The organism is Aquabacterium commune (genome assembly GCF_004362855.1).
Classification (GTDB): Bacteria; Pseudomonadota; Gammaproteobacteria; order Burkholderiales; family Burkholderiaceae_C; genus Aquabacterium; species Aquabacterium commune.
The window spans coordinates 111,996-138,624 of record NZ_SNXW01000008.1 but is presented as its reverse complement, the minus strand read 5'-3'; the positions used below and the strand labels follow the sequence as shown (position 1 = coordinate 138,624).

At 68.0% G+C, this 26,629-nt stretch carries 24 protein-coding genes; 9 read left to right on the top strand and 15 right to left on the bottom strand.

Going from position 1 to position 26,629, the window contains the following annotated elements; genetic code table 11:
- The first annotated feature begins 16 nt into the window (after positions 1–16).
- Together gatB and EV672_RS14040 are read left to right on the top strand one after the other, a co-directional pair.
- Positions 17–1,519, top strand: a complete 1,503-nt coding sequence (gene gatB, locus EV672_RS14045) for an Asp-tRNA(Asn)/Glu-tRNA(Gln) amidotransferase subunit GatB (RefSeq protein ID WP_133610287.1) — start codon at positions 17–19, stop codon at positions 1,517–1,519.
- 32 nt (positions 1,520–1,551) lie between these two features.
- Positions 1,552–2,352, top strand: a complete 801-nt coding sequence (locus EV672_RS14040; RefSeq protein WP_166643583.1) for a glycosyltransferase family 25 protein — start codon at positions 1,552–1,554, stop codon at positions 2,350–2,352.
- A gap of 34 nt (positions 2,353–2,386) precedes the next feature.
- Here EV672_RS14040 and EV672_RS14035 read toward each other — a convergent pair whose 3' ends face one another.
- Together EV672_RS14035 and pyrE are read right to left on the bottom strand one after the other, a co-directional pair.
- A complete protein-coding gene (locus EV672_RS14035; RefSeq protein ID WP_243738700.1) occupies positions 2,387–3,145 on the bottom strand; it encodes a DUF4124 domain-containing protein in 759 nt (252 codons plus the stop codon).
- 70 nt (positions 3,146–3,215) lie between these two features.
- Entirely contained in the window at positions 3,216–3,905 is a 690-nt protein-coding gene (pyrE, locus tag EV672_RS14030; RefSeq protein ID WP_133610284.1) for an orotate phosphoribosyltransferase, read from the bottom strand.
- Positions 3,906–3,919: 14 nt separating this feature from the next.
- Here pyrE and EV672_RS14025 point away from each other — a divergent pair, with 14 nt between their 5' ends.
- A complete protein-coding gene (locus tag EV672_RS14025; protein WP_133610282.1) occupies positions 3,920–4,729 on the top strand; it encodes an exodeoxyribonuclease III in 810 nt (269 codons plus the stop codon).
- A gap of 157 nt (positions 4,730–4,886) precedes the next feature.
- Here EV672_RS14025 and EV672_RS14020 read toward each other — a convergent pair whose 3' ends face one another.
- The 5 genes from EV672_RS14020 to EV672_RS14000 form a co-directional block, all read right to left on the bottom strand.
- Positions 4,887–6,557: a flotillin family protein gene (locus EV672_RS14020; protein ID WP_243738699.1), complete on the bottom strand. Its 1,671-nt coding sequence runs from the start codon at positions 6,555–6,557 to the stop codon at positions 4,887–4,889.
- A gap of 69 nt (positions 6,558–6,626) precedes the next feature.
- Positions 6,627–7,253 carry a YqiJ family protein gene (locus EV672_RS14015; protein WP_133610279.1) on the bottom strand — a complete coding sequence of 209 codons (627 nt, stop codon included), beginning with the start codon at positions 7,251–7,253 and terminating at the stop codon, positions 6,627–6,629.
- Positions 7,250–7,924: a PspA/IM30 family protein gene (locus tag EV672_RS14010; RefSeq protein WP_133610277.1), complete on the bottom strand. Its 675-nt coding sequence runs from the start codon at positions 7,922–7,924 to the stop codon at positions 7,250–7,252. The genes EV672_RS14015 and EV672_RS14010 overlap by 4 nt, the downstream gene beginning before the upstream one ends.
- Before the next feature lies 1 nt (position 7,925).
- Positions 7,926–8,435, bottom strand: coding sequence for a hypothetical protein (locus EV672_RS14005; protein WP_133610275.1), 510 nt, complete (start codon positions 8,433–8,435; stop codon positions 7,926–7,928).
- A gap of 376 nt (positions 8,436–8,811) precedes the next feature.
- Positions 8,812–9,846: a zinc-binding alcohol dehydrogenase family protein gene (locus EV672_RS14000; protein WP_133610273.1), complete on the bottom strand. Its 1,035-nt coding sequence runs from the start codon at positions 9,844–9,846 to the stop codon at positions 8,812–8,814.
- Positions 9,847–10,006: 160 nt separating this feature from the next.
- On the opposite strand from EV672_RS14000, the gene infA reads away from it, so the two are divergent.
- Together infA and EV672_RS13990 are read left to right on the top strand one after the other, a co-directional pair.
- Entirely contained in the window at positions 10,007–10,267 is a 261-nt protein-coding gene (gene infA / locus EV672_RS13995; RefSeq protein WP_133610271.1) for a translation initiation factor IF-1, read from the top strand.
- A gap of 135 nt (positions 10,268–10,402) precedes the next feature.
- On the top strand, positions 10,403–11,095 hold the full coding sequence (locus EV672_RS13990; protein WP_133610269.1) for a hypothetical protein: 693 nt from the start codon (positions 10,403–10,405) through the stop codon (positions 11,093–11,095).
- Between the two features lie 24 nt (positions 11,096–11,119).
- On the opposite strand, the gene EV672_RS13985 is transcribed toward EV672_RS13990, so the two are convergent.
- From EV672_RS13985 to EV672_RS13975, 3 genes are all read right to left on the bottom strand, one after another.
- Entirely contained in the window at positions 11,120–13,726 is a 2,607-nt protein-coding gene (locus EV672_RS13985; RefSeq protein WP_208110776.1) for a cation-translocating P-type ATPase, read from the bottom strand.
- A 7-nt stretch (positions 13,727–13,733) separates the two neighbouring features.
- A complete protein-coding gene (locus tag EV672_RS13980; RefSeq protein WP_243738698.1) occupies positions 13,734–14,441 on the bottom strand; it encodes a DUF1345 domain-containing protein in 708 nt (235 codons plus the stop codon).
- A 96-nt stretch (positions 14,442–14,537) separates the two neighbouring features.
- A complete protein-coding gene (locus EV672_RS13975) occupies positions 14,538–16,109 on the bottom strand; it encodes a DUF5666 domain-containing protein (RefSeq protein ID WP_133610265.1) in 1,572 nt (523 codons plus the stop codon).
- Positions 16,110–16,383: 274 nt separating this feature from the next.
- Here EV672_RS13975 and EV672_RS13970 point away from each other — a divergent pair, with 274 nt between their 5' ends.
- Entirely contained in the window at positions 16,384–16,671 is a 288-nt protein-coding gene (locus EV672_RS13970; protein ID WP_133610263.1) for a hypothetical protein, read from the top strand.
- A 125-nt stretch (positions 16,672–16,796) separates the two neighbouring features.
- Here the strand turns inward: EV672_RS13970 and EV672_RS13965 are convergent, their stop codons facing one another.
- On the bottom strand, positions 16,797–17,669 hold the full coding sequence (locus EV672_RS13965) for a MipA/OmpV family protein (protein WP_133610261.1): 873 nt from the start codon (positions 17,667–17,669) through the stop codon (positions 16,797–16,799).
- 109 nt (positions 17,670–17,778) lie between these two features.
- Positions 17,779–18,816 (bottom strand): alpha/beta hydrolase family protein, encoded by a 1,038-nt coding sequence (locus EV672_RS13960; RefSeq protein WP_133610259.1) that lies wholly within the window; start codon positions 18,814–18,816, stop codon positions 17,779–17,781.
- Positions 18,817–19,034: 218 nt separating this feature from the next.
- Here EV672_RS13960 and EV672_RS13955 point away from each other — a divergent pair, with 218 nt between their 5' ends.
- Both EV672_RS13955 and EV672_RS13950 read left to right on the top strand, forming a co-directional pair.
- Positions 19,035–19,670, top strand: a complete 636-nt coding sequence (locus tag EV672_RS13955) for an MBL fold metallo-hydrolase (protein WP_133610257.1) — start codon at positions 19,035–19,037, stop codon at positions 19,668–19,670.
- 16 nt (positions 19,671–19,686) lie between these two features.
- A complete protein-coding gene (locus tag EV672_RS13950) occupies positions 19,687–20,187 on the top strand; it encodes an FUSC family protein (RefSeq protein WP_133610255.1) in 501 nt (166 codons plus the stop codon).
- 67 nt (positions 20,188–20,254) lie between these two features.
- Here EV672_RS13950 and EV672_RS13945 read toward each other — a convergent pair whose 3' ends face one another.
- Together EV672_RS13945 and EV672_RS13940 are read right to left on the bottom strand one after the other, a co-directional pair.
- Positions 20,255–21,244: a M48 family metallopeptidase gene (locus EV672_RS13945; protein WP_133610253.1), complete on the bottom strand. Its 990-nt coding sequence runs from the start codon at positions 21,242–21,244 to the stop codon at positions 20,255–20,257.
- A 65-nt stretch (positions 21,245–21,309) separates the two neighbouring features.
- Positions 21,310–22,836, bottom strand: coding sequence for an MFS transporter (locus EV672_RS13940; protein ID WP_133610251.1), 1,527 nt, complete (start codon positions 22,834–22,836; stop codon positions 21,310–21,312).
- 160 nt (positions 22,837–22,996) lie between these two features.
- Between EV672_RS13940 and EV672_RS19275 the strand changes: the two genes are divergently transcribed.
- Positions 22,997–24,865 (top strand): methyl-accepting chemotaxis protein, encoded by a 1,869-nt coding sequence (locus EV672_RS19275; RefSeq protein WP_133610249.1) that lies wholly within the window; start codon positions 22,997–22,999, stop codon positions 24,863–24,865.
- 30 nt (positions 24,866–24,895) lie between these two features.
- Here the strand turns inward: EV672_RS19275 and EV672_RS13930 are convergent, their stop codons facing one another.
- Positions 24,896–26,620 carry a ShlB/FhaC/HecB family hemolysin secretion/activation protein gene (locus EV672_RS13930; protein WP_166643582.1) on the bottom strand — a complete coding sequence of 575 codons (1,725 nt, stop codon included), beginning with the start codon at positions 26,618–26,620 and terminating at the stop codon, positions 24,896–24,898.
- Positions 26,621–26,629: the final 9 nt, after the last annotated feature.

The window sequence follows — 26,629 nt, the reverse complement described above, 5'->3', positions numbered from 1 at the left end:
CCCAGCGAGACACCCCATGAGCTCCCCCGCGACCCCCAAGATGGTCCGTGGCTACGAAGTCGTCATCGGCATCGAAACCCACGTCCAGCTCTCGACCCAGTCGAAGATTTTCTCCGGCGCCTCGACCCAGTTCGGCGCCGCGCCCAACACGCAGGCCTGCCCCGTGGACATGGCCCTGCCCGGCACCCTGCCCGTGATGAACCGGGGCGCGGTCGAGCGCGCCATCGCCTTCGGCCTGTCGGTCGGCTCGCACATCGCGCCGCGCTCCATCTTTGCGCGCAAGAACTACTTCTACCCCGACCTGCCCAAGGGCTACCAGATCAGCCAGTACGAGATCCCCGTCGTGCAAGGCGGCTCGGTCAGCTTCTTCGTCGGAGAGACGCCGCACACCGTGCGCCTGGTGCGCGCCCACCTGGAAGAAGACGCGGGCAAGTCCCTGCACGATGACTTCAGCGGCTTCAACGGCGAGAAGTCCTCGGGCATCGACCTCAACCGCGCGGGCACGCCACTCATCGAGATCGTCACCGAGCCGGACATCCGCACCAGCGCCGAGGCCGCCGAGTACGCGCGCGCACTGCACACGCTGGTGGTGTGGCTGGGCATCTGCGACGGCAACATGCAGGAAGGCTCCTTCCGCTGCGACGTCAACGTGTCGGTGCGCAAGCCCGGCGCGCCGCTGGGCACCCGCCGCGAGATCAAGAACCTCAACAGCTTCAAGCACATCGTGCAGGCCGCTGACTACGAGATCAACTGGCAGATCGACGAGATCGAGGACGGCCGCGCCATCCAGCAAGCCACCGTGCTGTTCAACCCAGACACGGGCGAGACGCGCGCCATGCGCAGCAAGGAAGACGCGCACGACTACCGCTACTTCCCCGACCCCGACCTGCCGCCGCTGGTGATCGCACCCGAGTGGGTCGAGCGCGTGCGCGCGCAGATGCCCGAGCTGCCCCGCGTGATGGCCGCGCGCTTCGTGCGCGACTTCGGCCTGCCCGAGTACGACGCGACGATGATGACGCAGTCCAAGGCCTTTGGCGCCTTCTTCGAGGCCGCAGCGAAAGCTTGCGGCAGCCCCAAGCTGGTGTCGAACTGGCTGATGGGCGAGGTCTCGCGGCGCTTGAACTCCGCAGACAGCGCGGCAGAGCAGACCATCGGGCAATCGCCCGTGACGCCCGATTTGCTGGCCGCGATGATCTCGCGCATCGCCGACGGCACCATCTCGAACAACGGCGCCCGCCAGGTGTTCGAGGCGCTGTGGTCGGGTGAAGGAAGCGGTGATGCGCAAGCCCGCGTGGACGCCGTCATCGAGGCCAAGGGCCTCAAGCAGATGAGCGACACGGGCGAGCTCGACCGGATCCTCGACGACATCCTGGCGGCCAACGCCAAGTCGGTCGAAGAGTTCCGCGCTGGCAAGGACAAGGCCTTCAACGCGCTGGTCGGTCAGGCCATGAAAGCCACCAAGGGCAAGGCCAACCCGGCGGCGGTCAACGAGCTGCTCAAGAAAAAGCTCGCGGGCTGATGGCGAGCCCGGCGCCCCCACCGGCCCAGCCGATGCCCTTGCACGTTTTCCTCATCAACCTCGACCGCTCGGCCGACCGCCTGGCGCGTTGCGCCCCCCTCCTCGACGCCCTGGGCGTGACTTGGGAGCGCGTGCCCGGCATCGAAGGCAAACGGCTGGACGCGGCCCGCCTGGCCGCGCTCAACCCGCATCCGGCGCCGCACGGCGAGTGGTTCCGCCCGCTCACCCCGGGCGAGATCGGCTGCTTCCTGAGCCACCTGCGCTGCTGGCAGCTCATCGCGGAACGCGGCCTGGACTGCGCCTTGGTGCTGGAGGACGACTTCCAGACCCACGACATCTGCACGTTGCAGAACCTGCAGGCGCTGGCCGACTCGGCCACCGGCGCGCACCCCTGGGACGTGCTCAAGCTCACGCGGCTGCGTCAGGGCGCGAAGCGGGTGGGCAGCGTGGGCCAGGTCTCAGGCGATGCGGGCCAAGGCACGCCGCTGGCCCTGTGTTTCGGCGGCAAGGGCCCCGAAGACGGCACGGCCTACCTGGTGTCGCGCCGCGGCGCGGCCAAGCTCACCCCGAAGCGCGAGCATCTGCTGCGTCCGGTGGACTTCGAACTCAAGCATCACTGGGAGCGCGACCTGACCGTGTACTCCGCCAGCCCCGACCTGTTCTGGCAGGTGGGCGCCGACATCGCCGCCTCGGTGATCGGGGGGGGCCGCGCCGAGTACCGCGACTACCCGCCGCTGCGCAAGGCCCAGGTCTATCTGCGCAAGCACCGCTACCACATGCGCTTCTGGCTGGCCAACAAGCTGGGCCTGGGGCGCCGCAATGTGCTGGGCTGAGGGCTGAGGTTCAGGCCCCATCTCCCTCGCGGGTTCAGCGCTTGCGGGCAGGCACGGCGTCCGAGGCGGGCGGCACCGACCCTGGCGCAGCCCCGGCCCACAGGCGGCGCAGGCGGGCCAGCTCGGCGTCGTACAGCGCATTGATGCGCACCGTCTCGGCGTTCTGGTTCTGGATGATGTCGCGCTGCGCTTGCTGCTGGGCGTCGTTGGCCTCCAGCTTGGACTTGAGCTTGTAGGGCAGGCGGCGGCCCTTGTAGAACTCGGTTTCGGCCAGCAGGGGCTGGCGCTCGTCGCGCAAATCCTGCAAGCGCCGCTCGGACAGGATCACCCCTCGCCGCAGGTCGTCGAGCGCGGCCTCGCGGGCCTTGTTGTGCGCGGCCTCGTCGGGGAAGCGCAGCATCAGGTTGCGGTCGCGGCGAACAGCGTCTTTTTGCGCGGCCTGGGCCTGCTCCTGCAGGCGCTGGCGCTCTTCGGCCAGGGCGCGCTCTTCGGCGTTCATGCGCGGCGGCAGGGTCTGGCGCTGCGAGCCATCCTTGTTGAGGACGCGCTGTTCTCGGTCCAGGCACTCGGCGATCGGGCGGTCGGAGGTGTGGCGCTTGCCGTTGGCGTCCACGCAGGAGTAGATGCCCGCGGCCTGGGCCGGTGCGGCCAGCGCCAGCCAGGTCGCGCTCAGGCCCAGCCACACCGAGGCACGCGCCGACATGCCAGCCATCGCGCACGGCAGCGCGCCCCGCCCATCCGGGCGATGCAAACGGTTTGACCGACGGTCATCGGCGACCGACAACAGGCTCATCTGTGCTCCTGGGCCGCAAAGCCCCTCTCCTGGGTCTGATGGGGGTGTGATCAGGCCATCATAGAACGTCTCAGACGCCGTAGCGTTGACGGTAGGCCTGCACAGCCGGGCGGGCGGACACCAGGGCCGCGTCGGATTGCACATCGAGGAAGCCCATCAGGTCGGCCAGGGTGGCGATGGCCACGACCGGCAGGCCGTACTGGCCTTGCACCTGCTGCACGGCGCTCTCGGCGGCTTCCTGCGGGCCGGTGGCGGTGGTCACCGTGGCCTTTTCCTGGCGGTCGAGGGCGATGGTGACGCCGCAGGGCGTGGCGCCTGCCGCCTTGATCATCTCGATGGACTCGCGCACCGAGGTGCCCGCCGAGATCACGTCGTCGATGATGAGCACACGGCCCTGCACCGGCGCGCCCACCAGGGTGCCGCCCTCGCCATGGTCTTTCGCTTCCTTGCGGTTGTAGGCGAAGGGCTTGTTCTGCCCCAGGCGGGCCAGTTCAATCGACACGGCAGCGGCCAGGGTGATGCCTTTGTAGGCCGGCCCGAAGAGCATGTCGAACTGCAAGCCGGAGGCGACCAGGCGGCGTGCATAGAATTCAGCCAGTCGGCCCAGCTTGGCGCCGTCGTCGAACAGGCCGGCGTTGAAGAAGTAGGGCGACAGCCGGCCTGCCTTGGTTTTGAACTCCCCGAATCGCAGCACCCTGGATTCAACGGCGAAGGCCACGAAGTCCTGGGCCAGGGTGTCTTGTGCGGGGGAGTTGCTCATGATGGTGGTGCGCTGTGTTTAGACTGGTCTCTTTCAACCTCAATGGCGTCCGCTCGGCGGCCAACAAGGGCATGCGCGAGTGGGCTGAGAGCCACGGCGCCGATTGTATGGGCGTGCAGGAACTCAAGGCCCAGGCGAGCGACATGGGCCCGGAGCTGCGCGAAATCGCCGGCATGCCGGGTCACTTCCACCACGCGGAAAAAAAGGGCTACTCGGGCGTGGGCCTGTACAGCCGCATCGCGCCCTCTGACGTCATCGTCGGGCTGGGCGAGGCAGACAACGGCGAGTTCGACGCCGAAGGCCGGTACGTGGAGATGCGCTTTGACAAGCCGGGGCGCAAGCTGTCGCTCATCAGCTGCTACTTCCCCTCAGGCTCCAGCAGCGAAGAACGCCAGCAGGCCAAGTTCCGCTTCCTCGATGTCATCCGCCCTCACCTGGCCCGGCTGCGCGCCGAGCGCGAGTTCATCCTCGTGGGCGACGTCAACATCGCGCACCAGGAAGCCGACCTGAAGAACTGGAAGGGCAACCTCAAGAACTCCGGCTTCCTGCCCGAGGAGCGCGCCTGGATGACGCAACTGCTCGACCCGGCGGGCGACACCGGCCTGGTTGACGTGTACCGCGCCCTGCACCCCGACACGACCGACGCCTGCTACACGTGGTGGAGCAACCGCGGCCAGGCACGGGCCAAGAACGTGGGCTGGCGCATCGACTACCACCTGGCCACACCCGGCCTGGCGGCCACAGCCAAAGCCGCCAGCGTCTTCAAGGACCAGTGGTTCAGCGACCACGCGCCGCTGACGATCGATTACGCGTTCAGCCTGTGAGTGTGAGTTTGCGAGGATGAGAACCACAGACGGTAGGTCACTGGAGGGCGACGCCTTCGCTGATGCGTACTGCTCGACGTGGCGGATTTGCCGGGAAGATGAGCCGTCTTGCAGCAACCCTTGTGCCATCGCTTCCGCGCAGGATCGATGAGCACTCTCAGCCTTGTTCCTCTGGCTTCTTGAGCATGCCCGACAAGGCGCTGGCCATCCCCGTGATGCCGTCGTTTGTCAGACCGACGTCCTTCATCACGGCATCGACGATGGGCTTGGCAAGCTGGTACTGCAGCGCCGAGTTCATCACTTGCTCAGGAAACGTCGCCCCGCCGCCGTTGGTGCCATGTGCCGAGCCATCGCTGGTGACGTTCCCCGCGCCCGGCATGCCGCTGACCTGGAGAATGCGGATCGACTCGATCTTCTCCATGGGTCGCACCGCCTGCTCCAGGATCTGAGGGAGCTGTTGCAGCAGCAGCGTTCGAACCTGCAGGTCGATCTGCGCGGCCGACAAGGTGTTCAGCGCTTCGTTGATCGCCCGCTTGCCCTCGGCTTCCGCCAGCGCAGCGGCTTGCCGCGCCTTGGCCTCGATGGTCACAGCTTCGGCGCGATCAAGCGCGGCCTCCTTCTCCGCCGAGGCCGACACCTTGACTGCGATGGCGTTTTGCTCGGCTTCCTTCGAGGCCTCGATCAACTGGATGCTCCTATCGCGCTCAGCCACGGCCACCTGGCGAGCGGTGTTCACGCCTTCTTCCGCCTTGACAGCTTCGGCCCGGGCCAAGTTGGCTGCGGCATCGGCGTCGGACTGCTCGCGCGACTTGTTGGCGATCGCGATCTGCGTGTCCTGACGCGCGATCTCCACCTGCTTGCGCTGCTCCGCACGCTGCATCTCGGTCTTGCGCTCCAACTCGATCTCGCGCGTCTGGATGACGAGGTTCTTCTCGATCTCTGCTGCCTTGATCTCTCGTTCGGCTTCGATGCGCTTCTGGCTGACCTGCCGTTCCGCCTCGATCTTCGCTGCCTCGGCTTCGCGGGTGCGATCGGCCTGCTGCGAGGCGATCAGTGCGGCCTGCTCGGCACGCGTGACTTCGATTTCGCGGTGCTGGCCCAGCGTCGCGAACTCCTGGTCCTTTTCGATGGTGAGCTTCTGGCGCGTCGCGTCCAGGTTCTTGGTCCGCACCTGAACCTCGGTGTCCTGCTCGACGTCGTTGCGTTGTTTGCGGCGGGCCTCGGTTTGCTCGGTGAGTCGCGTCAGACCCTCTGCGTCAAACGCATTGTTCGGGTTGAAGAACTGCTTGTCGGTCTGGTCCAAGCTCGTCAAGGAAACCGACTCCAGTTCGAGGCCGTTCTTCTCCAGGTCTTCCGCGACGGCGTTCTGGACCGCCTGCACGAAATCGCGGCGCTTGTCCTGAAGCTCCTGGATGGTCATCGTGGCTGCGGTTGCGCGAAGCGAATCGACGAACTTGTCCTCGACCAGAGCCTTGAGTTCGTCGGGGCTCATGGTTCGCGTGCCAAGGGTCTGCGCCGCAATGCTCACCGATTCCTCGGTCTGCTTCACCCGAACGAAGAACGCTGCCGTGACGTCAACGCGCATGCGGTCTTTGGTGATGAGGCTCTCACGCTCGCGGCGGACGACTTCCAGCTTGAGCGTGTTCATATTCACGAGCACGCGCTCATGGAAGACCGGAAGCACGATGGCGCCACCGTCCATGATCACCTTCTGCCCGCCCAGGCCGGTGCGGACGAAGGCAGTCTCTTTGGTCGATCGCTTGTACAGCCGAGCGAAGACGATGCCGATGGTCAGCAATGAAAGCAGGGCAATGCCTGCGATGGTCATCAGATCAATCAGATTGTTCATGTTGTCTTTGCTCCCTCAGGTTGATTCATGGTGTGGCGGCCCGGCCCGTCACATCAGTGTCGGGTGTGGGTTGGCGATGCACCGGTAAAAAGCGCCCGCCTTCCTGACGATCAGCACCTGAGTGCCTTCGTTGAAGACCTCGTCGTCGATGTCCGGCTCCACCATCAGGTAATGAGATCGTCCATGGCTGTCTTTCACCCTCGCCTGCGCGGCCAGACCACGGCGAGCGCCGCCACCGACGATCACCCCCACCCGGCCGACGAGACTCTGCTCGCTGACCACGCTCGTTTCATCACGAGGAATGATGTGCGCGATCAGCGATCCCAGGCCACGCACCGTCGCCATGCCAGCAGGCACTGCCAGCAGACCCGCCAACCAGGCAGGCAGGTAGCCGCCGAACAGTCCGTTGGCAACGACTTGAAGGCTGTACCCAAACACCGTGTAGCCGCAGAGGAACAGCAACAGCAGCACCAATGCTGGCACTTTGCCCGCGTGCAGCCAGCCCAGCACGCGGTCCAGGCCCGAGTCACCATCGATGTCTGGCAGCAGGTCGTCCAGAAAATTGCTTGGGCTCATCGAGACCAGCATGCCCACCCCTTCGAGCAAGGCGATGCCGACAATGAGCGCGAAACCAATGCCAAAAGGCAGGTTCTGCGGTGCCGCGAACAGGCTCATGCCTTGTTCGCCTTCAATTGCGCCATGCGCTCGGCAATTTTGTTGTCGCGCACCATGTCGTCGAGCTCTTTGAGTTGGGCAGCTTGCTGCAAAGTGTTGCCGCGTGCCGTTCCGGACAGCCCCGTCTGACGCTCGTAGATGCGGTCGAACGCGCCGGCAACACCGTCGATGCGATGCGCTGCGGTGCCACCCGCCGCGCCGGCCATCGAGGACGCAGCCGCTGCCGCTGCGCGGCTCTTGCGAAACTCGGTCAGCGCCTCCTGCATTTCGCGCTTTTTCGCGAGCAGTGCTGCCACATAGCCCTGCAGTTCACCTTCCTGACGGGTGTACTCGCCGAGCGTGGTCTCGAGCACCGGCAGTTGCGCTTCGATGTCGAGCTGCCGGGCCACACCGGCGCGGGCCAGGTCCTCGCGGCCGCCCACGAGGGCATCGTCGATCTGTGCCGCCAGCTTGGCGTGCTGGCTGTTCAGGCTGGCATGGTGCTGTTGCGAGAGATGTCGATTCGCCGAAACCACGCCGAGCTCATGCCTGACGTCGTCGATGACTGCGTCAGCTTCGCGGATGGATTGCTCCATCATGGCCTCCGGCGCTTGGTCTTCGATTCGATCGAGCAGCGCATGCATGCTGCCTGCAATGACTCGGCCGACGCGGGCCTTGAGGGTATCGGACATCTCAGGATCCTTTCGAGGTTTGCAGGTTCATGACCAGTTCGATCGTCGGCGCCATCAGGCGCCGAACAACGGTTGGATCGTAAGCTGCCGCGCTCGGCGTGGTGCCTTGGCGCAGCAGGGTTTCACACAGGGCGAAGGCGCGGCGAACCAAGGCCTCCTCAAACTTGGTGGCGTCGCCTTCGCTGGCCGGTGCCTGGCTCACCACCAGGGCCAGCGTGGAAGTCAGGTGGTCGAGCAACAAGTTCACCACTTCGGATTGCTTGCCAGTTCGCCCCTCGGTACGGACAAGCGATTCGCGCAACCGGCGCATCAGATCGCGGGCCCAGGCGTGTGCGGCAACGTAGTCGAGCTCACCATCGTGCTGCCGCTTGAGCTGCCCGAGCAGGACTCGCAGCTTATCGCTGTTCGTGGTGGCACCTTCGACTTGGAGTTGAGCGAGCCAGAGGTAGAGGTCGCTCGGAATTCGGGCCGAGAGCGGCTCCATTGAAGTGGCGGGTGCGTGAGCAACCATGGCGGGTCACCTTGGTTTTATTCGATTGAATTCGATTGTATTCATTTGAATTCGCCTGTCAACATCCTTTGCGAAGTGGCACCAGCACTGCAACGCATGCAAGCATGCCGGGATGGCTGGGGAGAAGCCATCAAGCGCAATGGCATAGGCTTGGATGACCGCTTGGGGGCGACAAGATCAAGAAACTGAAAGTCCAGTCAGGGCCGACAGACGTCATCTGAATGTGGGTCATTTGCCGGATGGGCTACCACCTGGCCACACCCGGCCTGGCGGCCACGGCCAAAGCCGCCAGCGTCTTCAAGGACCAGTGATTCAGCGACCATGCGCCGCTGACGATCGATTACGAGTTCAGCCTATGACGACAGTGGGGCGAGGCTCAGCGTGGGGTTTCGTCCTGCGCGAAGCCTTCGAGCACGACTTTGCCGCGCGCCTGTCCTGACTCGATCAGGGCGTGGGCACGCCGCAGGTTGGCCGCGTTGATGGCACCGAAGTGCTCGGCCACGGTGCTGCGCAGGGTGCCCGCGTCCACCAGCCGGGACACCTCGGTCAGCAGCCGGCGCTGCTCGGCCATGTCCTCGGTCTGGAACAGGGAGCGCGTGAACATCAGCTCCCAGTGCAGCGACACGCTCTTGCGCTTGAGCAAGCGCACGTCGATGGGCGCCGGGTCGTCGATCAGGGCGATGCGGCCTTGCGGCGCGATGGCCTCGGCGCACTGCGCGAAGTGCTGGTCGGTCTGCGTCAGGCTGGCGATGTGCGTGACCTGCGGCACACCGATGCGCTGCAGCTCTTCGGCCAGCAGGCGCGTGTGGTCGATGACGTGGTGGGCGCCGAGCTCGCGCACCCAGGCCTGGGTTTCGGGGCGCGAGGCCGTGCCGATGACGGTGGCGCGGGTGAGCTGCCGCGCCAGCTGCGTCAGCACCGACCCCACCCCGCCGGCCGCGCCAACGATGAGCAGGCTCTGCGGCGCGAAAGCTTCGCCGGCGGTCAGGCCGAGGCGGTCGAACAGCAGCTCCCAGGCGGTGATGGCGGTCAGTGGCAGGGCCGCGGCCTGAGCGAAGTCCAGCGTCTGCGGCATCGGCCCGACAAGGCGCTCGCCCACCAGGTGAAGCTCGGCGTTCGTGCCCGGTCGGGTGATGTCGCCCGCGTACCAGACCCGGTCGCCGACTCGGAAAGCCGTGACCTCCGGCCCCACCGCGCGCACCACGCCGGCCGCATCCCAGCCCAGCACCTGCCAGCCGCCTTCGGGTGCGCTGGTGCTGCGGCGCACCTTGGTGTCCACCGGGTTGACGGAGATGGCGCGCACCTCGACGAGCAGGTCGCGCCCCTGGGGCACGGGGTCCGGCAGGGTGACGTCCTCCAGCCCGGGGGCGTCGGCGAGGGTGTGGGCCTGGCGGTAGGCGATGGCTTTCATGGGGGGGGCTCCTGGGCAAGGAAGCCATCTTCCGAGATTTGGGATGGCCCTGCAGACGCTGGCGCTTTCTTGCACCCCGCGCTACACTGTGGGGTTGTCCCCACAAGCAGGACAAATCTGTGTTCAACCCCCCTTCCCCAACACACTCAAGGAAGCCCCCTTGTCCAAAGAAGACCTGATTGAAATGCAAGGCAAGGTGGACGAAGTCTTGCCCGATTCCCGCTTTCGCGTGACCCTGGACAACGGCCACACCCTGATCGCCTACTCGGGCGGCAAGATGCGCAAGAACCACATCCGCATCCTGGCCGGCGACAAGGTGTCGCTGGAGCTGTCGCCCTACGATCTGAGCAAGGGCCGCATCACCTTCCGCCACATCGAAGGCCGCGGACCGGGCATGCCCCCGCCGCCGCGCAAGCGCTGAAACGGTCGGGGGCCAGCATTCCCCAGGCGGCCCCAAACGACGAACAGCCCCCGCCTCAGGTCACTCATTGGCCTTTGGCGTGACACGGTGCGCTCCTACAGTCAAGGCCCCACCGTCCTGATCCGGAGCTTTGCCATGGCACGTCGTGCGCCCACATCTCTGCCCCTGTCGTCCCTGCTGGCACTGAGCGGCTTCAGCCTGGCCTGCCTGACCTGGGCGCCCGCCAGCCTCGCCGGTGAGGTCTATGGCAGCGTGGGCCTGCCGGGCGTCGTGGTGGGCTATGCGCACACGGTGAACCCACACCTGGGCCTGCGTGTGGACGCGGGCACGACCGGCTCGTTCACCCGCAGCCGCACGGAATCGGGCATCCCCTACAGCGTCAAGTTCAAGTACAACCGCATCGGTTTGTTCGGCGACTACTTCCCGTTCGGCGGGCGCTTCCGCTTCACCACAGGCCTGACGATCAACGACACGGCCTTGACCCTGAAGACACGCTTCGACGGCAACACCTCGGTCACGTTCAACCAGACGACCATCACGCCCACCGCCAACGACCGCTTCGATGCGACGGTGAAAATCCCGCGCATCACGCCCTACTTCGGGCTGGGCTGGGGCCACCAGGCGCGCGAAGCCGGCTGGGGCTTCATCGCCGATGTGGGCGTGTCCATCGGGCGCGCCAAGCTCAGCGTGCACCAGAACCTGCTGGAGAACTACCCCGGCATCCTCACGCAGAACGACATCGACGTGAAAACCGGCGAGCTGCGCGACAACGTCGCCAAGGTGCGCGTGCTGCCGCAGGCCAGCATCGGCATCAGCTACCGCTACTGAGGCTGAGGCTGGGCCGAGGGCCCATCACGCCGCGCGCGGGGCCGCCGCAGCCCGAACCGCCTTCAGCAGCTCCAGCAGCAGCAGGCAGGCCACCCCCACCGCCACCGCGCCGCCCAGCACCGGGGCCGACAGCGGCCCGAAGTGGAACAGCCCGCGCAGCGGTGCCCACAGCAGGATGCCGCCCAGCACCACGCCGGTGGCCAGCAACATGCGCCACAGCGCGCCATTGGCCCGCCCCAGCGCCACCCACACGGGCTGGGTGAGCGTGCGGTTGCTCAAGATCAGCGCCACATCGGCCACCACCAGCGCCACGAAGCCCGCGGTGCGCGACTGAGCCTCGTCCAGCGCGCCCAGCCACGCCTGCGCGCCGGCATCGGGCGAGAGCAACCAAGCGTACCAGCCGCCCACGCACGCCAGCACCACCGCGCCTTGCAGCAAGCTCCAGAGCACCTGCGCGCGGTCGATCAGCGGCGCACCGGGTCGCCGCGGCGGCCTCCGCATGGCGTCGGGCTCGGCGGCTTCGGCCTCGAACACCACCGAGCACACCGGGTCGATGATGAGCTCCAGGAAGGCGATGTGCACCGGCATGAACAACAGAGGCCAGCCCGCCAGCAAGGGCCACAGCGTCAACCCGGCAATCGGCACGTGCACGGCCAGCACGAAGGCCATGGCCTTGCGCAGGTTGTCGTTGATGCGTCGGCCCAGGTGCACGGCCTGGGCGATGGCCTGGAAGTCGTCGTCGAGCAGCACCAGCGACGCCGCCTCGCGGGCCACGTCGGTGCCGCGCGCGCCCATGGCCACGCCGATGTCGGCCGCTTTGAGCGAAGGCGCGTCGTTGACGCCATCGCCCGTCATGGCGACGATCTCACCGCTGGCCTGCAAGGCCCGCACGATGCGCAGCTTCTGCTCGGGCATGACGCGCGCGAAGACATGGGTGTCGCGCACGCGCAGGGCCAGGTCGGCATCCGACAGGCCTTCCAGCGCCTCGCCCCGCAAGGCGCCAGCGCGCACGTCGATGCCCGCCTGCTCGGCGATGGCCAAGGCGGTGGCCGGGTGGTCGCCCGTGACCATGGCCACGCGGATGCCGGCCTCGCGGCAACGCGCCACCGCCGCTTGCACGCCCGGACGCAGCGGGTCGAGCCAACCGATCAGGCCCAGGAACTCAAAGTCGTAGTCGTGCTGGATGGCCGGCCAGGGCTCGCCGGGCGCAGGGCCCTCGTGGCGGGCCTGCGCCACACCCAGCACCCGCAGGCCGCGCGCGGCCATGGCCTCGGCCTGCTGCCGCCACTCGGCGCGCAAGGCCTCGGGCAGGTGGCAGAGATCGGCGACGGCCTCGGGAGCGCCCTTGGCCGCGATCAGGTGCTGGCGGTGCCCCGGTTGCGCCCACACGTGCGACATCGCCAGCAGCTCGGGGCTCAGGGCGTACTCGCGCGCCAGGCGCCAGTCGGGGTGCAGGTGGGTCTGCATGTGGGTGCGCTCGGGCTCGGGCAGCTGCTCGCGGGCCAGGCGCCACAGGGCCTGCTCCATCGGGTCCAGCGGCTCGGTCTGGCTGGCCAGCACGCCGTACTCCAGCAGCGGGTGGAAGGCCTCGGGCAGGCTGTGCGTGACCCGCCAGGTCTGCCCGGCCACGCACAACTCGGCCACGGCCATGCGGTTGAGCGTGAGCGTGCCCGTCTTGTCGGTGCACAGCACGGTGGCCGCGCCCAGCGTTTCGATGGCGCTGGCACGGCGCACCAGCACGCGCACGGCCGACAAGCGCCACGCCCCCATCGCCATGAACACGGTGAGGATGAGCGGGAACTCCTGCGGCAACATCGACATCGCCAGGGTGATGCCGTTGAGCACCGCGGCCAGCCAATCGCCGCGCAAGCACCCGTGCAGGGCAATGACCAGGGCGCTCAGGCCCAGCCCCAGCACGGCGAACAGGCGCACCATCTGCCGCGTCTGGCGCTGCAAGGCCGAGGGCATGGCCTCCATGGCCTGCAAGGCCTGGCCGATGGCGCCCATCTGGCTGCGCGCACCGGTGGCCACCACCTCGGCCAGGCCGTGGCCACCCACCACCAGCGAGCCGGCGAACACCATGGGCAGGTCGTCGCCACCGGGTCGCACCGCGGCCCAGCTTGCGGACGACACCGCCTCGCCGCTCGCGGCCTTGCGCACCGGCACCGACTCCCCCGTCAACAGGGACTCGTCGGCCTGCAGCGCCTGCGCCTCGCGCACCACCGCATCGGCCGGAACGCGGTCGCCCTCGGCCAGCACCAGCCAGTCGCCGGGCACCACCTCGCGCCCAGCGATGCGGCAGCGCTGGCCATCGCGCAGCACCAGCGCACGCGGGCTGCTGAGGTCGCGCAGGGCTTCGAGCACGCGCTCGGTGCGGCGCTCCTGGTGCAGCGAGATGCCGATGGTGAGCGCCACGAAGGTCATCAGCATCATCGCTTCACCGCGGTCGCCCAGCAGCAGGTAGATGCCGCCCGCGGCCAGCAGCAGCTGCAACATCGGCTCGCGCAGCACCTCGGCGGCCATGCGCCAGACGCTGCGCCGTCGGGCCTGCGGCAGCTCGTTGAAGCCGTGCGCCTGCAGCCGCGCGCGGGCCTCGGCCTGACTCAGTCCCTGCGGCGATGACGTGTCCACAGGCACCTCAGATCAGGTTGGCGCCAACGTTCACCATGAGCGCCAGCAAGGTCGTGTTGAAAAGGAAGGCCAGCACCGAGTGGACCAGGCCGACGCGGCGCATGCCCGAGCTGCTGAAAGACACATCGGCGGTTTGCGCCGATGTCCCGATGATGGCGGCGGCATAAACGAAGTCGAGGTAGCCGGGCTGCGTGGTGTCGGGGAAGGTCAAGCCGCCGGGCAAGCCGCGCTGTTGTGCGCGGTAGAACTCGTGCGCGTAGTGCAGCGCGAACATCACCTGTGTGAACGTCCACGACGACACCACCGTCACCGCCGCCAGGCCGATGTGCAAGTGCTTGGCCAGGCCGTGTTCATCGCGCGCCAGCCCCAGTTCGGCCACGATGGCGCCCAGGCTGGCCAAGGCCGCCATGACGACGAAAGCCAGGATGGTGACGGCGCCATCGTCTTGCGTGAGGGCACGGCGGCGCATGCACTCGCTGCTGGAGCGCGCCATCATCACCCCGACCAGCACGAGGTAGGCCAGGGCGCCCGCATTCCAGCCCATCAACCAGCGCGTCACCTCGCTGCACGGCATCAGGTAGGGCACGGTGCCCCCAACCGACAGCCCCACTGCGGCCGCGGCCAACAAGCGCGGTCGATGGCGCAGGGCACGGACCCAAGGCGCGGGCATGGACATGGCAAACAGGCCGACCAGGACGCCGGCAAAGAGGAACACACCCCATCATGCCCAAAAAAAAGGCGCCCCAGAGGGCGCCAAATGCCGAGCCCGAAGGCCCGACCTCAGGGAGGATCTGCTCGGGTTCAGGGAGACTCAGTTCGCGGTGGGCACGGTGCGTGCCTTGACCTCGATGCGGGTGGCGGTCACGGTGTTCGTGCTGGTGACGGCGCCCTTGACCTCGACGAAGCACTGCGCATTGGCCTGGCCCGACGTCATGCTCACGCCGTTTTCCAGCTCAATGGTGGCGGTGCGACCGTCCACGGTGGTGGTCGTGCCGTTGCGCAGGGTCAGGGTGAAGCTGGCCATCAGGTCGCTGCTGCCCGTGGCACAGGGCGTGGTGCCGTACACCTCGAAGCTGCGCTGGGCGCGGTTGTCGTCGTTGCCGACACGCACAACGGTCAGCACGCCGTTGACCAAGCGGGCCACGACCTCGACGTAAGTGCCATCGCTGGGCAACGTCACGCCGGTCGCCGGCAGGGTCAAGGTCACGCCCTGGATGCTGAAGGTGGCAGGTGTGCCCGCCGTGGCGTTCGACACCACACCGTAGAGCTTGACGCCACCGCCATTGGCGGCGTCGTACTCACGGCTGTCAGCCTCGACCTCGCGGGCCACCAGCACGCCGTTGGTGAACGTGCCCTCCACCTTCAGCACCGTGCCCACGGTCAGGCCGGCCAGGGTCAGACCATCGTCGAACCGGGCTTGCGAGACATCCACCGTCACATCGTTGACCGTCAGGGTCGTGCCGCTGATGGCCGACACCGCGCCGCGCACCTTCGCGCGGCCCGTGATGGCGCGATCGCGCTTGACGATGACTTTGGTGGCTGTCAGCGTGTTGCCATTGCTCAGGGTGGCCGGGTTGGTGGTGGACACCACGCGCACGGCCGTGCCTTCGGTCAGCGTCACGCCATTGGGGCGCAGCGTGGCGGCGCTGTAGCCCACCATCACGGTGACGCCATTGCGCAGCAGCAGACCAAAGCTCGTGCCGTTGAGCGAGCCCGTCACGATCTTGCCCACAACGGCATGGCCCTCGGCGATCGTGGCCTTCTGCTCCACACGCGTGGCCAGGAAGCCGCTGGCGGCATCACCCACCACATGGACCTCGGCGTAAACCGTGTCCGCCGTCGTGACGGTGAGGTTGGCAGCGTCCACGGCCGACTTGAGCCCTGCCAGCGTCAGGGATGCACTGTTCAGGCCCTCGAACACCGTGTTCGCATCGACCTTGATCGTCTGGCCGGCCACCGTCAGGGTGTTGGCCGTGGTGTCCACCGCGGTCACCGCGCCGCGCACGCCACCGTGCACGGTGATCGACGAGGCCGTGGCCGTGGCGCTGTTGTCATCGACATCGCCCGTGACGGACACCGTGGTGCCCAGCGCAAAGGCGCGCGCATACGCACCGCCCGACTCGGCGTCGGTCGTGCTGGCGTCGCTGGTCGAGAAGCGCACCCCGTTCACCACGATGGAGCCCAGGCCCGACACGGCGCCCGAGTAGGTGGCGGCGGTCGTGGCCTGGCCGCTGCTGGAAGCGGTGCTGCTGCCACTGCCGCCACCACCGCATGCGGCCAGGGTCAGCACGGCGGCGGCCGCCAATGCGCTCAGGGCCAGGCGGCCACGCAGGGGGGTGAACGTATTCTGGCGCAGGGAATTCAGGGAAGTGGTGTGTTGCATGGTGTCCTCAACGAGCGGATGGGTACGGCGGGGATTCCGTTTCGTGCATGCACACTTCATTGAATGTGCGTTTTGCACATTTATTCTAACGCCATTGGGGGGCGTCGCTCAAAGCACCGTTACAGACCCTTGCATCCCGCTTTTCACTTCTTCACCAAACCGGGTCAACGCCGCCCCTGCGGGCCCCGTTGAAGGTACAAGCCCGACACACAGGGCTCGCTCAACGGCCCCGGCACTGGGGCCACCAGAACCCACTTCCCTGTTGGAGAACACCATGACCAAGAACCTGCTGATCGCTTCCGTCCTGTCGGCCTTCGCTGCCGCCTCCTTCGCCCAGGCCCCGATGACCAAGGAAGCCGCACCCGCCGCTGCCGCATCGGCTGTGGCCACCGCCGCCTCTGGCGCCAAGCACGAGCACGCCAAGAAGCACGAAGGCATGAAGCAACAGCACAAGGCCATGAAGGCCGAAGCCGGCAAGAAGGCTGACGCCGTCAAGACGGACGCGGCCAAGGTCGAAGCAGGCGCCTCGGCCGCCGCTGCCAGCACCGGCATGAAGAAGTGATGCCCGCCCTCGTTTGACGGGGGCAGTCACACCAAGACAAGGGGCGATGCTGCTGTGATGCGGCATCGCCCCTTGGCGTTCATGGACCGGCCAGGCTTGTTGCAGGCCCGGGCCGGAGCGCAGACTCAGTCCTGCGCGAGAGCGTCTGAGCGCAGCCACGTCCACGACACGCCCATGCCGGCCGTGAAGCCGGTCTGGCGGCGCACCAGCGGGCTGTCGCGGTTGGCCGCACCGGCCACGGTGTCCATGCGCGCGAAGCCAAAGACGCGCCAGTCGCGGTCGATTTTGTGGGTGGCGAACGCGCCCACGCGCCAAGCCACCAGGCCGGCACGGGCTTCGTAGGCGGGGCGGTCGGCACGGATGTAGGCCGGCTCGACTTCATAGAAGGTGCGTGCCAGGCGCTGGTCGGCAAAGATGGCCCCCACGCTGGCGGTGTAGTTCCAGCCGGCGTCTGCACGGCGGCGGAACTGCAGCTCAGGCTCCAGCGACATGCCGCGGTGTGCGCCACGGTCGCTGAGGTCGAACACACCGCGCAACGGCAACACAGCACGCCAGCTGCCGCCCCCGGGGCCTGCGCCGAGGTTCCAGCGCAGGCGCGGCCCGAACTCGATCAGTGTGCCCAGGTCCGGCATGCCCCGACGGGCTTCGATCTTGTCCGAGCTCGATCCGAAAGCGCCGGCCACGCCGAGGTCCAGCTCGTAGGTGTCGGTCTTGATGGCGCGCAGGCCGGTGGTGTCGCGGTCGGCGCGCAGCACCTTGCCACGGTAAAAGAAATACGGCAACACCAGACCACGGCGGACCTGGTGGTCCGAGCCCGGGTAGGCCTGCTGCGACACGCCGACACCGACCGCACCCACCTCCCACAGCGGCTGCGGCCCCACCTCGCCCGGATCGGCCTGGGCACGCGCAGCGCCGCTGGCACACAGCGTGCCGCAAGCGAGGATCAAGCTGGTGATGAGGGGGCGATGTGACAATGTCGGCAGGGTCGGCAGGGGCATGGCGCTCCGATCGGTGCGGTGGGCGGCGTGGGCCGCAGAGCCGCCATCATGGCGCAACTCGGCACCGCCCGCCGTGACATCCACGCCTCAACCGCACGTCATGGGCGCCTCAGGGCCGCGGCTTGGCGCTCAAGGGGTGGTCACGCAGCCAGTCGAACATCGCCTTGTTCCAGTTCGTCGGCCAGATCAGGTGGTTGACGTTGCCCACCGGGTTGAGCACCGGGTTCTGGCTGGCGCACAAGGCATTGCACGACGAGACCTCGCGCTTGAGCGCATTCAGGATGACGTGGCGTTGCTGCAGCTTGGGGAACTGCTGGGCCAGCTGCTTGTGGAAGGCCGAACCCGTCTGGCAGATGCCGATGATGTCGCAGCTGTTGTGGACGTCCATCAGCGGCGTGAGGGTGGTGGCGAAGGGCTTTTGCGCGCACGGGTCCTGCACGTCGGAGAACGGATCGGGCGAGGAGTACACCGACGCCGCCGCGACCGAGGGCGTGTTCAGGGCGTAGAGCTGAGCCAGCGCCGCGCCGTTCGACCAGCCCGTCATGTACTGCCGGTTGGCATCGACGATGCCGCGCGCCTTGACCATGGCGATGAACTGGTCGATGGCCGCCACGTCCAGGTTCAGGAAGGGCGAGTTGCGGTCGAGGTTGCGGTGCCAGTTGTCCCAACCCGGCGCGTATTCGTCGGGGAAGGGGTAGTAGTGGTGGGTGTTGCGGCCAATCGGCACCAGCAGGATGAAGCCGGGGCGTGCCGGGTCACCGGTGAGGTCGGCCTTGCGCGTCTGTGGTTGCCAGCCGGTCAGCGGCACCTGGGGCGCAGCGGGGAACAGCGAGCCTTGCAGGAAGGTCAGCAGGGGCAGCGGTTTGGCCGCCGAGGCCTGTGGCGGCACGATCAGGCAGGCGGCGCGTTTGTCGCCGGTGGGGTCGGTCCAGGTCAGGGTTTCGGCGCCGATCAGGCCGCACTGGTTGAGCACAGCGGCACCCAGCCCCGTCAGCGCCGCCGAACCCATGCCGGAGGTCAATGTGCTGATGGCCGCTGGCGGGCTGCCGTAGGGCACGTTGCACTGCGCGGCGTTGGTCGAGCCCGGCCCGCCCGCGGCGCGTGCCGCTTCGGTGGGATCGGCCGGCCAGGCCCAGGCCTGACCCATCAGGGTGACACCGCACGCCAGCGCCGCGACACGGCGGCCCCACAACCCAAAACTCCGCATGAGATAACCCCTTATGGTTAGAAATCACGCGCAGTTTTTGACAACCCGGGTTTTCAAACAAGCAGGGAAACCCTCTGGACACCCGCAAAAGAATGCCCTCCGGTCGAGCCCAGGAGGGATGTCGCACAATCGTGCGTCGCGACCCTTGCCCTGCGCCCATGTTCCACCGCCTCACCCTGCCCGTCACTGCCTTCGAACAGAACTGCTCGCTCGTCTGGTGCGACGAGACGAACGAAGCCGCCCTGATCGACCCGGGTGGCGACATCGGCAAGCTGTTGCAGGCCGTCGAGGAACGCGGTCTCACGCTCAAGGCCCTGTGGCTGACGCACGCCCACATCGACCACGCCGGCGCCACCGGCACGCTGGCGCGCACGCTGCAGCTGCCCATCGTCGGCCCGCACGAAGGCGACCAGTTCTGGATCGACGCCCTGCCCCAGCAAAGCCAGATGTTCGGCTTCCCGCAGGCCGAAGGCTTCGCGCCCACGCGCTGGCTGCACGATGGCGACGAGGTCGGCATCGGCCGGGAAACGCTGAAGGTGCTGCACTGCCCGGGCCACACGCCGGGCCACGTCGTGTTCGTCCACGATGGCTCGCGCCACGCCTTCGTGGGCGACGTGCTGTTCAACGGCGGCATCGGCCGCACGGACTTCCCCGGCGGCAACCACGCCGAGCTGATCCATGCGATCACGCAGCACCTGCTGCCGCTGGGCGACGACATCACCTTCACGCCCGGCCACGGCCCCGAAAGCACCTTCGGCGAGGAGCGCCGCTTCAACCCTTTCCTGCCGCGCTGACCACGCCTGACCGGTCATGGACGTCAGCTTCATCAGCCCGCGCCAACACGCGCTGGTTTACATCGTCAAGATCCTCACGGGCACGCTGGTGTCCTGGTTTGGCCTGCGGGCGGTGGGCATCGCCGAGCCCTACTGGGCGGTGATCTCCGTCATCATCGTCACCGAGCCGGATTTCTCCGTGGCCCGCGCCAACTTCCGCGCACGGCTCATCAACACCTTCAGCGGCAGCGTCATCGCCTGCCTGGCCCTGGTGCTGCTGGGCGGCACCTTCTGGGCGATGGTGGCGGCGCTCATCACCGCGGTGCTGGTGGCGATGCTGTGGAGCGGCTATCCCAGCAACTGGCGGCTGGGGCCGATCACGGTGGTGATCCTGATGTCGGCGGCGCTGCAGGGGCAAGGCCCCCAGCAGGAGCTCAACCTGGCCCTGCTGCGCGTGGCCGAGGTGCTGGCCGGCAGTGCGGTGGCGCTGCTGCAGGCGCTGGTTTATTCGCGGCTGCTGGCCGAGCGCACGCGCTGATCTGCAGGGGATGGGCGTTGGGAACGCGGGTGCAGTTCACCTGGCCCGCTCACCCAACCCACGCGACTCACTCGGCCGAACCCAGGCGCACCGGGCCGCGGCCCCACAGGCCCAGCGGCAGCGGCTGGCCCAGGTAAGCGCCGGTTTTCGCGGGTGCGTCGTAGCGCACATCGGGCTTGGGCGCGCGCTGGTAGAGCGGCAGCACCTTGGTCAGGTTCTGTTCGATCTCGGTGATGCGCGTGCTGCCCGCCGGGTGGGTGGACATCCACTGCGGCGGGGCGCCCTTCGACGCCGACGACATCTTGCGCCACAGGCTCACGCCGGCGCGGGGGTCGTAGCCGGCACGTGCGGCCAGCTCCATGCCGACCAGGTCGGCCTCGGACTCGTCTTCGCGGCTGAACTTCAGCGTCAGCAACTGCCCGCCCATGTTGAGCAGCGAGTCGCCCACGCTGCCCAGGCCCAGCAGGCCGGAGATCAGGTTGGCGCCCAGCCGCGTGGCCGCGCCCTTGCCCATGCGCTCGCGGGCGTGCTCGCGCAGGGCGTGCGCGATCTCGTGGCCCATCACCATGGCGACCTCGTCGTCGGTCAGCTGCAACTGGTCGAGGATGCCCGTGTAGAAAGCGATCTTGCCGCCGGGCATGCAGAAAGCGTTGAGCTCTTTCGACTGCAGCACCACCACCTGCCACTGCCACTGACCGGCGCGGCGGTTCCACGGCAGGCTGAACGGGATGATGCGCTTGGCGATGGCGCGCAAGCGCATGACCTGCGGGTGGTTGTCGGGCAGCAGGGCGCGCTGGTTGCGCGCGTCTTGCACCATCTGCCCGTACTGCTGCTGGGCGGCGGCCTCGACCTGCTCGGCCGGCACCAGGCGGGTGAAGCCGGACTCCTTGCCCACCTCCACGCCTTCGCGGGCCACCGCGCTGGACACCGGCACGGCACACGCCGCCACCAGGGCGCCCATGGCCAGCACCCCAGCGGCGCGCCGCGACGCCCGGCGTGCGGCAGAGGCGCAGGTGAGATCAACGTGGGCGGGCGGCAGGTCAACGAGGCGATTCATGGTCGGGCAGCACAAAGTCAGACGAAGCGGCGTCAGGGACACAGTTGAGGGCAAACGCCACACCTTCAACGCGGCGGGCCGCCATCCAGCATACGCCGCACCGCAGGCAGCAGCATGTAAGCCGGAAATGACAGGAAAAAGGTCAGCAGGAAGAAGGCGCCATAGCCCATTTGCTCGACCCCCAGGCCGCCCGCCCAGCCCGCCACCGCCCGCGAGAACGCGAAAATCGACGACAGGATGGCGTACTCCGTGGTGGCGCGCTGCTTGCCCGTGATGCCCATCAGGAAGGCCAGGAAGGCGCCGGTGCCCAGTCCGCCGGTGAAGCTCTCCAGCGCACTGGCGGCATAGACGACGCCTTGATAGTAAGCACTCACTTGCATACCGGGCTCGGTGTGCGGGACCTGCCAGGCGGCCCAGGCATAGGCCAGGTTGGACAGCGCCTGGGCCAACCCGAGCACCCACAGGCCTTTGAAGAGGCCGGCGCGGTCCACGTACCAGCCGCCCGCCAACCCGCCCGCAATCGACAGCCCCAGGCCCACGTTGACGCTGACCAGGCCGATCTGCGCCGGGGTGAAACCGGCGTCCACCCAAAAGGGCTTGACCATGAAGCCCATGGCCGCGTCGCCCAGCTTGAACAGCAGGATGAAGGCCAGCACCGCCAGCATGCCCGGGCGCGCCAGCAGGCCCACCCAGGCGCCGAACACCGGGCCTTCGGCCAGGGCCTGGGCGCGCGGGTGGCGGGCGGCCACCACCATCAGGCTGGCGCCCAGCATCATCAAGCCCACGGGCACCGCGCCCTTGAACCACCAGGTGCCGCTGACCGCCATCACAGGCGCCCAGCCGGCAGCTTTGCCCACCGGCCCCAGCACCGGCCACAGCAGGCCCGCCAGCACCAGGCCCAAGGCCAACAGCCACAGCGGCTGCCCCTTCAGGGCCGACCACTCGTCGGCGGCGGCACCGGCCACGCGCGGCGGGCGGGGCGGCTGCGCCGGCGCCATCAGCACCATGGCGCCATTGAGCAGCATCAGCACCGCACCCAGGCCGTAGGCCGCGCCCCATGCGGGCTGGCCCGGCGTGCCCAGCCAACCCGCGGCCACCAGCATGCCGCCCGCGGCGAGCATGCCCACGCGGTAGAAGCCGATGCGCAGGCCGTTGGCCACGCCGTACTGGTCCTTGCGCAGCAGCTCGATGGTGTAGCCGTCGGTGGCGATGTCGTTGGTGGCCGACAGCACCGTGAAGGCCGCCAGCAGCACCCAGGGCCAGCTGGCGCCGGCGCTCAGGGCCTCGGGCTGCCAGGCCAGGGCCGCCAGCACGCAGGCCATGCCCGCGTTGGCCGCGGCCATCCAGAGCCGGTGGCCGCGCCAGGCATCGACCAGCGGCGCCCACAAAAATTTCACGGTCCAGGCCAGGCCGAGCAGGCTGAGCAGGCCAATTTCGGCGGTGCCCACGCCCGCCTGCCTCATGTGCACGGGAAACAGGTCGAAGAACAGGCCCAGGGGCAGCCCTTCCGAGAAATACAGCAGCGCCACCCAGAACATCAGGCGGCGGCGCGTGGGGGGCCGCATGGTGTCGGCAGGCAAGTTCGAAGGCATGGTGCCCATTGTAGAAACCCTGCTGACATCCCCAGAAAGACCCCGGAAAAGCGGACTTGTTCGCACCTTTTCGCTTCAGGCCCTCGGCCATCATGCCGATACACCAGGGGTCGTGCCGGCAGCGTTGTCCACGTTTCGGCCCCCTGACGCAGGAGTCAAGATGAACTTTCGCACCAAAATCTGGATGTTGCCGATCAGCGCGGCAGCGGTCTTTGTCGTCGGCGTGACGATCAGCTTCGTGGTGGGCAACCGCACGTCCAGCGTGCTCAGCCACCTGCGCGACATCGACAACCCGCACATGGCCCATGTGCAGACGCTGGACCGCAGCGCCGAGCAACTGCGCCTGACGCTGCAGACCGCCGCCGTGGAAGGCGATGTCGCCAAACTGAAAGACACCGAAGCCATGGTCAACGCGGCGCACGAGGCCGTGGCCGGCATGCGCAAGCTGCCCGAGAAGACCGAGGTCGCCCAGGCCCTGGGCACCGCCTTCGACGACTACCAGACCGCCGCCCTCGGCGCCACGCGCGCCCTGCTGACCCAGCAGCCCCCCGGCGACCTGGTCAACAAGATGCAGTCCACGCAAGCCGCGCTGCAAAAGCTGCTGGACCAGCACAAGGCCGCCGCCAAGGACGCCATCGAGGCCGCCCAGAGCGAAGCCACCAGCGGCGTGGACACCAACCTGTGGGTGACCGTGCTGACCGGCGTGATCGTGCTGGGCGTGCTGGGCGCCGCTTCGGCCGCCATCGTGGCCTCGGTCTGGAAAGACCTGGGCGACGAGCCCACCCGACTGCGCGAACTGGTCAGCCGCATCGCCGATGGCCACCTCGACATGCAACTGCACCACCAGGCCGGTGACGAGCACTCGCTGCGCGCCTCCGTGGTGACGATGACGCACAAGCTGCGCGACACCATCAGCGTGATCCGCCTGGCCACCGATTCCATCTCGACGGCATCGTCCGAGATCGCCACGGGCAACCAGGACCTCTCCAGCCGCACCGAGCACACCGCCTCGAACCTGCAGCAAACGGCCAGCTCCATGGAGCAACTCACCGGCACCGTGCGCCAGAGCGCCGACGCCGCCCGCCAGGCCAACCAGCTCGCCTCGGGCGCTGCCACGGCCGCCGAGCGTGGCGAGCAGATCGTCTCTCAGGTCGTGGCCAACATGTCCGAGATCGATGGCGCCAGCCGCAAGATCACCGACATCATCACCGTGATCGATGGCATCGCTTTCCAGACCAACATCCTGGCGCTGAACGCCGCCGTCGAAGCCGCGCGTGCCGGCGAGCAAGGCCGTGGCTTTGCGGTGGTGGCGGGCGAGGTGCGCACCCTGGCGCAACGCTCGGCCAACGCCGCCAAGGAAATCAAGACCCTGATCAATGCCTCCAGCGAGAAGGTCGAATCGGGTTCGAAGCTGGTGCAGGACGCCGGCACCTCGATGGTGGAGATCCTGACCAGCGTCAAGCGCGTGTCGGACATCATCGGCGAGATCAGCGCGGCCTCGACCGAGCAGAGCCAGGGCATCGGCTCGGTGAACGTGTCGGTGACGCAGCTGGACCAGATGACGCAGCAGAACGCGGCGCTGGTGGAGGAATCTGCCGCCGCCGCTGAGAGCCTGAAAGAGCAGGCCACGCGCCTGGCCTCGGCCGTGTCGGCCTTCAAGCTGGGCACGCAGAAGGTGCACGCCGAACCCGTGATGCACGTGAGCCACGCTGCGCCCTCCTCGCATGCCACGCACGCCGTGCACGAGGCCAAGCACGAAGCCAAGCACGTGATCGCCAAGGCCCAGGCGCAAGCCAGCACCAGCCACGCACCCACGGTGACCGAGGTCAAGCCGCTGGACAAGCCGGCCAGCGCGGCAGCGAGCCGCCCTCGCCTGCCCACGCCGATTGCCGCGGCGGCCAAAGCCGCCCCGATGAAATCGAACGCCAGCAGTGCCACGGCTGGCAGTGCCGCCACGACCGTGGCCAGCGCCGCCAGCTTCACACCGGCGGCCACCGCCCACGACGACGGCGACTGGGAAACCTTCTGATCAGCGCTTGCGGGCCATCGCGTCAGCGCCTCATTTCAGGCTGACATTGAAGAAGGCGTTGAGGCGCAGGTCCGAGGGGTGGAGCTCGGAGGGGTGGTTGTGCCGCAGGGGCGCGGCCAGCACCAGGCGCATGCTGATGCTGCGCCACTCCAGCACGGTGCCAACGCCCACGCCGGTGATGAAGTCATCGCGCTGGATGCCCTGGAGGTTGCCTGGCCGATAGGGGAAGGCGCCGCCGTGGTCGATGAAGGCCAGCCACTGCACGCGCGGGCTGTCCGGGCCGCTTTGCAGGTAGTCGAGCGCGCCCATGCCGTAGCGGATTTCGGCGCTCACCGAGTAGCCATTGCGGCCCGCCAGCAGCCCTTCAGAGTAGCCGCGCACCGAGTAGGCGCCGCCCACCTGGAACTGCTCGCCCGAGGGCAGCAGGCGGTTCTGCGAATACTGCGCACCGATGCGCGAGATCAGCTGCGTGCGCTCGCCCAGGCGGTCCAGGCGGTTGCCCAGGCCGCGCCAGTAGATGAAGCCACTGTCGCCACCGAGGTCCTGCGAGCCGATGACGAGCTGTTGGTCGGTGTACCAGGAGTGGCCGTCGGTGAAACGGTCGCCGGCCACGCCGAGCGTGATCACGCGCTGGGTGTCGCGGGTCTGCTCGAAACCCGAGAACAGGCTGCGCGCCTGGCGGTCTGACAACCTCGCGTAGGTGGACCAGGCGCGGTCGGCCTGGGTCAGCAGCGGGTGGGTCAGGCCCACGGTGACATCGCGCGAGCGACCGGTGATGTCCAGCGGCACGAAGGGCCCGTCGATGATGCGGATCTGGCCGAAGCTGGCCGACATGTCCAGGCGGGTGTCCTGCCGGTTGATGGGCAGCGAGTAGGACGCCGCCAGGCTGTTCGAGCCGCGCGTGGTGGTGGCCGTGAGCTGGGCCGCATCGCTGATGCCCAGCAGGTTGGCGCCGCGCACCGTGGCGCCCCAGCGCATGCGGCCGGTGGTGTCTCGCCCGGCGTTGTCGGCGAAGGCATCGACGCGCAGGCGCTTGGGCTCGCTGACGCTGATCTCGACGTCGGTGGTGCCGAAGCGCTCACCGGCCACGACGTTGGCGCGCAGTTGCGTGTCGTTGAGGCGGTTGAAGCGGGCGAGGTCTTCTTCGAGCGCGGGCACCGACAGCAGCGCGTCCTGCGACAGGCGCAGGCGGTCGCGCACGTGTTCGGCGGCCAGCGCCTGGTTGCCTGCGATGCGCACGGCCGCGGTGCGCGACTCGACCAGCCGCACGCGCACCACGCCGTCGGTGACGGTCTGCGTGGGCAGCACGGCGCGGGCGGTCAGCTGGCGGCGCGCTTCGTACAGGCCGTTGATCTGCTCGACCGCGGCTTGCAGCTCGGCCAGGCTGACGGTCTGGCCGCGCAAGGGCGCGAGCACGCCGTCGATCTCTTGCGGCGACAAGATCTGCGAGGCGTCCACCTCGAAGCGCTCGACGCGGATGTTGCGCGCGGTGCTGGCCGCGGTGGCGGCTGGCTTGGCCGGTGTGCGCACCTCGGCGCCCGGCGCGCCCTGCTGCAGGCGTTCCTGGCCTTGCTGCTCGTCGCGCTGCAGGCGCTCCTGGCCTTGGGCGGCGCCGGGCGTGAGGCCCGGTGGCAGGGCCTGTTGGGCCCAGGCCGGGGCGCTGAGGCTCAGGCTCAAGCCCATGTTCAGGCACAGGCTGGCGATCAGCGTGAGGCGGGTGTGTGTGTGGCTCATGGGGAAAGAGGTGGTTGACATGTCGGGCCG